Source organism: Ramlibacter sp., assembly GCF_029866045.1.
Classification (GTDB): Bacteria; Pseudomonadota; Gammaproteobacteria; order Burkholderiales; family Burkholderiaceae_C; genus Ramlibacter.
Genome location: NZ_JARXAB010000137.1, coordinates 1 through 5,510, shown reverse-complemented (window position 1 = coordinate 5,510; position 5,510 = coordinate 1). Strand labels below are relative to the sequence as shown.

The 5,510-nt window shown below is 67.1% G+C and carries 2 protein-coding genes and 1 pseudogene; 2 read left to right on the top strand and 1 reads right to left on the bottom strand.

Annotated elements, in window-relative coordinates:
- Together QE494_RS14085 and QE494_RS14080 are read left to right on the top strand one after the other, a co-directional pair.
- Positions 1 to 1,620, top strand: a 1,620-nt coding sequence (locus tag QE494_RS14085) for a peptide chain release factor 3 (RefSeq protein ID WP_300044211.1), incomplete at its 5' end; no start/stop codon positions are given.
- Between the two features lie 31 nt (positions 1,621 to 1,651).
- Positions 1,652 to 2,500, top strand: a complete 849-nt coding sequence (locus QE494_RS14080; RefSeq protein ID WP_300044209.1) for an HAD-IIB family hydrolase — start codon at positions 1,652 to 1,654, stop codon at positions 2,498 to 2,500.
- Positions 2,501 to 2,507: 7 nt separating this feature from the next.
- Here QE494_RS14080 and QE494_RS14075 read toward each other — a convergent pair.
- Positions 2,508 to 5,510, bottom strand: a pseudogene (locus QE494_RS14075) (excinuclease ABC subunit A); the annotation flags it as partial.

Below are 5,510 nucleotides of genomic sequence, written 5' to 3'. Positions count from 1 at the left end.
TTCGCCGCCGAAACCCGCCGGCGCCGCACCTTCGCGATCATTTCGCACCCCGACGCGGGTAAAACCACGTTGACGGAAAAGCTCCTGCTGTTCTCGGGCGCAATTCAGATCGCAGGTAGCGTCAAGGCCCGCAAGGCCTCGCGCCATGCCACCTCCGACTGGATGGAAATCGAGAAGCAGCGCGGCATCTCGGTGGCCTCCTCGGTCATGCAGATGCTCTACCGGGACCATGTGATCAACCTGCTGGACACGCCCGGCCACAAGGACTTTTCCGAGGACACCTACCGGGTGCTCACCGCGGTGGATTCGGCGCTGATGGTGATCGACGCGGCCAACGGCGTGGAAGCACAAACGCGGCGGCTGATCGAGGTCTGCCGACAGCGCAACACGCCCATCATCACCTTTGTGAACAAGATGGACCGGGAGGTGCGCGAGCCGCTCGACATCCTCGACGAAGTCGAGCGAGAGCTGGGCATGCCCTGCGTGCCCATGACCTGGCCGGTGGGCAAGGGCAAGCTCTTCGGCGGCATCATGAACCTGCGCACCGACGCAATGACGGTGTTCGAGTCCGGCAGCGAACGCCGGCCGCAAGACTTCGAGACGATTGCGCTGTCGGACCGTGCCGCCCTTCTAGGGCGCTTCGGTGCAGAGTTCGAGGCCGCGGCCGAAAGCATGGAGCTGGCCGTCGGCGCCTCCCCCGCCTGGAACCACCAAGCCTTTCTGGAGGGCCGGCAGACCCCCGTGTTCTTCGGCTCGGGCGTGAACAACTTCGGTGTGATGGAGGTGCTCGACGCCCTGGTCGATCTGGCACCCGCGCCCCAGCCCCGCAAGAGTTCGCTCACGGTCAATAAGCAGCCGCAGGAAAAGACCATCCAGCCGGAAGACAACGCGTTTTCGGGTGTGGTGTTCAAGGTCCAGGCGAACATGGACGCCAACCACCGCGACCGCATCGCCTTCGTGCGCATGGCCTCAGGAAAATACACCCCTGGCATGAAGCTCAAGGTGCAGCGCACCGGCAAGGAGTTGCGGCCGACCTCGGTGGTGACCTTCCTCTCGCAACGACGCGAGGCGGTCGACGAGGCCTATGCGGGCGACATCATCGGCTTCACCACCCACGGCGGTGTGCAACTGGGCGACACCATCACCGACGGTGCCAACCTGCAGTTCACCGGCCTGCCCTTCTTTGCGCCCGAGCTGTTCATGACCGTGCTGCTACGCAACCCGCTGCGCACCAAGCAGTTGCAGCAGGGCCTGGCTCAGCTCGGAGAGGAAGGCGCGATCCAGGTCTTCAAGCCCGAGGCGGGCGGCGCAATGCTGCTGGGGGCCGTGGGTCAGCTGCAATTCGAGGTAGTGCAGCACCGCCTGAAAGCCGAATACGACGCCGATATCCGGCTCGAGGGGTGCCAGTACACCGGCGCGCGCTGGATCACGGCCGACACGCCCGCCGAACTGCGCACCTTCACCGACGCCTACCCCCAGCGCATGTCGCGCGATGCCGCCGACGCGCTGGCCTTCCTATGCACCTCGCCCTACGACGTACGGCTGGCGCAGGAGCGCTTTCCCAAGATCCACTTCCACCCGCTGCGCGAGCATGCGGGCTTGGCCCTGCAAGGTAACTGAGCGCGGCCGCCGTGCCGCGCCTGCCCACGCCATGCGCCCGCTCTCGTCCTGGCCTGTGGAAGACCGCCGCCGGGTGCACGGCGTGTTCACCGACATCGACGACACCCTGACCGCTGAGGGTGCCATCACGCCCGAGGCCCTGGCCGCCCTGGGCGCGCTGCAGGCAGCCGGGCTGCCCGTCATCGCGGTCACTGGCCGGCCGATGGGCTGGAGCGAACCCTTCGCGCGGGCCTGGCCGGTGCAGGCCATCGTGGCGGAAAACGGTGCAGTGGCCTTGGTGCGCGAGCAGGCGGTCCTCGCGTCCAGCTTTGCCGGCGCGACGTATTCACCTGCAAGCGGCCATACCAGCGGCTACGCGATCAAGAAGCTCTATTTGCAGGACGCTGTCACGCGGGAGGGCAACTTCGCGCGCATGCAGGAAGTTGCCCGTCGGATCGTCGCGGAAGTCCCCGGTGCCACGCTGGCCCAGGACAGCGCCGGGCGCGAGACCGACATCGCCATCGACCACAGCGAGTTCTGCCAGCTGCCCGCATCCGCCATCCGCCAGGTGGTGGCCACGATGCAGGCTGCCGGCATGCAGGCCACGGTGAGCTCCATCCACATCAACGGTTGGTTTGGCGAGCATGACAAGCTCGCCGGCGCGCGCTGGATCCTGCGCGCGCTCACCGGCCGCGACCTGGACGACGAGATCGAGACCTGGGCCTACATCGGCGACTCCACCAACGACCAGTGCATGTTCGAGCGCTTTGCACAGTCGGTCGGCGTGGCCAACATCGCCCGATTCGCGCCACAGCTCACGCACCTGCCCCGCTACATCACGCCCAGTGAGCGCGGCACAGGGTTCGCCGAGATGGTGCAGGCGCTGCTAGCAGCGCGCTAAGGCTGCTTCAGACCCGCGCCAGCACCGGCGCCAGCGCCAGGCCCGTGTGGGTGCCCAGGCGCACCACCTCCTCGGGCGGCGCGCTTGCCACCACCTGGCCACCGGCATCGCCGCCCTCGGGTCCGAGGTCGACGATCCAATCCGCTTCGGCGACCAAGTCAAGATCGTGCTCAATGACGACCACGCTGTGCCCGCCGTCCACCAGCCGGTGCAGCACGCGAATGAGCTTTTCCACGTCGGCCATGTGCAGGCCTACCGTCGGCTCGTCCAGCACATACAGCGTGTGCGGCGCCTTCTGGCCGCGGCGAGTCACGTCGTCGCGCACCTTGGACAGCTCGGTCACCAGCTTGATCCGCTGGGCCTCGCCGCCCGAGAGCGTGGGCGAGGGCTGGCCCAGGGTGAGGTAACCCAGGCCAACGTCCTTGAGCAGTTGCAGCGGGTGGCTGATGTTGGGCATGGAGGCAAAGAAGGCCACCGCCTCGTCCACTTCCATCTGCAGCACGTCGCCAATGCTCTTTCCGCGCCAGGTCACGGCCAGGGTCTCGGGGTTGAACCGTGCGCCATGGCAGGACTCGCACAACACCTTCACGTCCGGCAGAAAGCTCATCGCGATGGTGCGCAGGCCCTGGCCTTCGCACGTGGGGCAGCGACCCTCGCCGGTATTGAAGGAGAAGCGCCCGGGCCCATAGCCGCGGGCCTTGGCCTCGAGCGTGTCGGCAAAGAGCTTGCGCACCGTGTCCCAAAAGCCGATGTAGGTGGCGGGGCAGGAGCGAGGCGTCTTGCCGATGGGGGTCTGGTCGACCTCCAGCACCCGGTCGATGCCCTGGTAGCCGGTGAGCGAGCGGCAGTCCACCCACTCCGGATGCTGGCCGCGCTCGTCGGCTTCGCGCCCGGCCTTGGTCGACCGCTGTTGAACGCCGCGCTGCACGTTCTCCAGCAGCACATCACGCGCCAGCGTGGACTTGCCCGAGCCCGAGACGCCCGTCACCACCACCAGCCTTTGCAAAGGCACATCCACGTCAACGTCGCCGAGGTTGTGCAAACTGGCGCCGCGCAGCTGCAGCCAGGCATCGCCGGGGCCGCGCCGGGCTTTGAGCGGGTGCTTCATCGCGTGCAGCAAGTAGCGGCCGGTGATCGAGTCGGCGCTGGCAGTGACATCGGCCACCGAGCCCTGGGCCACCAACTGGCCCCCGCGCTTGCCGGCGCTGGGACCGATGTCGATCACATGGTCGGCGCGGCGGATGGTGTCCTCGTCATGCTCCACCACCACCAAGGTGTTGCCCTTGTCGCCCAACTTGTGCAGAGCATTGAGCAGGATCTGGTTGTCTCGGGCGTGCAGGCCGATGGTGGGCTCATCCAGCACGTAGCACACGCCCTGTAGGTTGGAGCCCAGTTGGGCCGCGAGTCGAATGCGCTGAGCCTCGCCCCCTGAGAGCGTGGGCGCGCCACGGTCCAGCGTGAGATAGCCCAGGCCCACTTCCTCCAGGAACTCGAGCCGGCTGCGAATCTCGGGAATGAGATCGCGGGCGATGCCCTGCTCGCGGACAGCAAGTGCGCCCTCGACCTGCAGCGTCTCGACCCAGCGCCGCACATCGCCCACTGACAGCGCGGCGATATCGGCAATGCCCTGCCCGAAAAAGCGGACTGCCCGCGCCTGGGCGTTGAGTCGGCTGCCCTCGCAGCCGGGGCAGGTCTCGTCGCTCACATCCTCGACCTCAACCTCGGAGAATGTCTGTTCACGTCCCTTGTTGTCGTCGTCCATCACGGAGTCGTCCAACACCTTGCGCTGGTCGCGGGTGAGCTTGACACCGGTGCCCACGCAGTCCGGGCACCAGCCATGTTTGCTGTTGTAGGAGAACAGGCGCGGGTCCAGCTCAGCGTACGAGGTGCTGCACACCGGGCAGGCCCGGCGGACCGAGAAAACTTCCACTTGGCCAATGTGGTGGTGACGGCCCAGGCCTTGGTCCATGGCCTCATGCAGGCCGTCGAGTGGCGCCAACAGGTGCAGCACCCCCTTGCCATGCTCCAGAGCGATGGTGATCAGTTCGCGCAGCGCGCCTTCCGTGTCCGGACCCACCTTCAGATCGCCGACTGGCAGCTCGATGGAGTGTTCTTTGAATCGATCCAGGCGGGGGAAACCGGTGGTGGGCAAAAAGTCACCGTCGACGCGCAGGTGGGTGTAGCGCCGGGCCCGGGCCCAGTCGGCCAGCTCGGTGTAGACCCCCTTGCGATTGATCACCAGCGGCGCGAGGAGGCCCACATGCTGGCCGCGCCAGCGGCGCATGATCTGGGCCGCAATGCTGTCGGGCGTTTGTGGGCGCACCTCGGCGCCGTCCTTCACGCAGTGCTGTATGCCCAGTTTCACATAGAGCAGGCGCAGGAAGTGCCAGACTTCGGTGGTGGTGCCCACCGTGGACTTGCGGCCACCGCGCGAGAGCCGCTGCTCGATGGCCACCGTGGGCGGAATGCCATAGACCGCGTCGACCTCCGGCCGGCCGGCCGGTTGCACGATGCTGCGGGCATAGGCGTTGAGCGATTCGAGATAGCGGCGCTGCCCCTCGTTGAACAGGATGTCGAAGGCCAGCGTCGACTTGCCCGAGCCCGAGACACCGGTCACCACGCTGAACTTGCCATGCGGAATATTGACCGAGAGCGACTTGAGGTTGTGCTCGCGGGCGTTGACGATCTCGATCGCCTCCGCGCGGCGGGCCCGCACCACCGCCTGCAGCGGCCGCCCTTCCTGGGCCAGCGCAGCGCCCTCGCCCAGCGCGTGGTCGTACTCGCGCAGGGCGCGGGCCGTGTGCGAGGTGGGGTGCTTCTTCAGCTCCTCGGGCGACCCCTCGGCCACCAGCAGGCCACCGGCGTCGCCGCCCTCGGGCCCGAGGTCGATCAGCCAGTCAGCGGCGCGGATCACGTCCAGGTTGTGCTCGATCACGACCAAGGAGTGACCGGCTTCGAGGAGCTTGCGCAACGCCCGCATCAGCTTGGCGATGTCATCGAAATGAAGCCC

What these genes read in the sequence shown, in the direction of transcription:
- QE494_RS14080 (WP_300044209.1), top strand. Translation starts at nt 1,652, where the DNA reads ATGCGCCCGCTCTCGTCCTGGCCTGTGGAAGACCGCCGCCGGGTGCAC.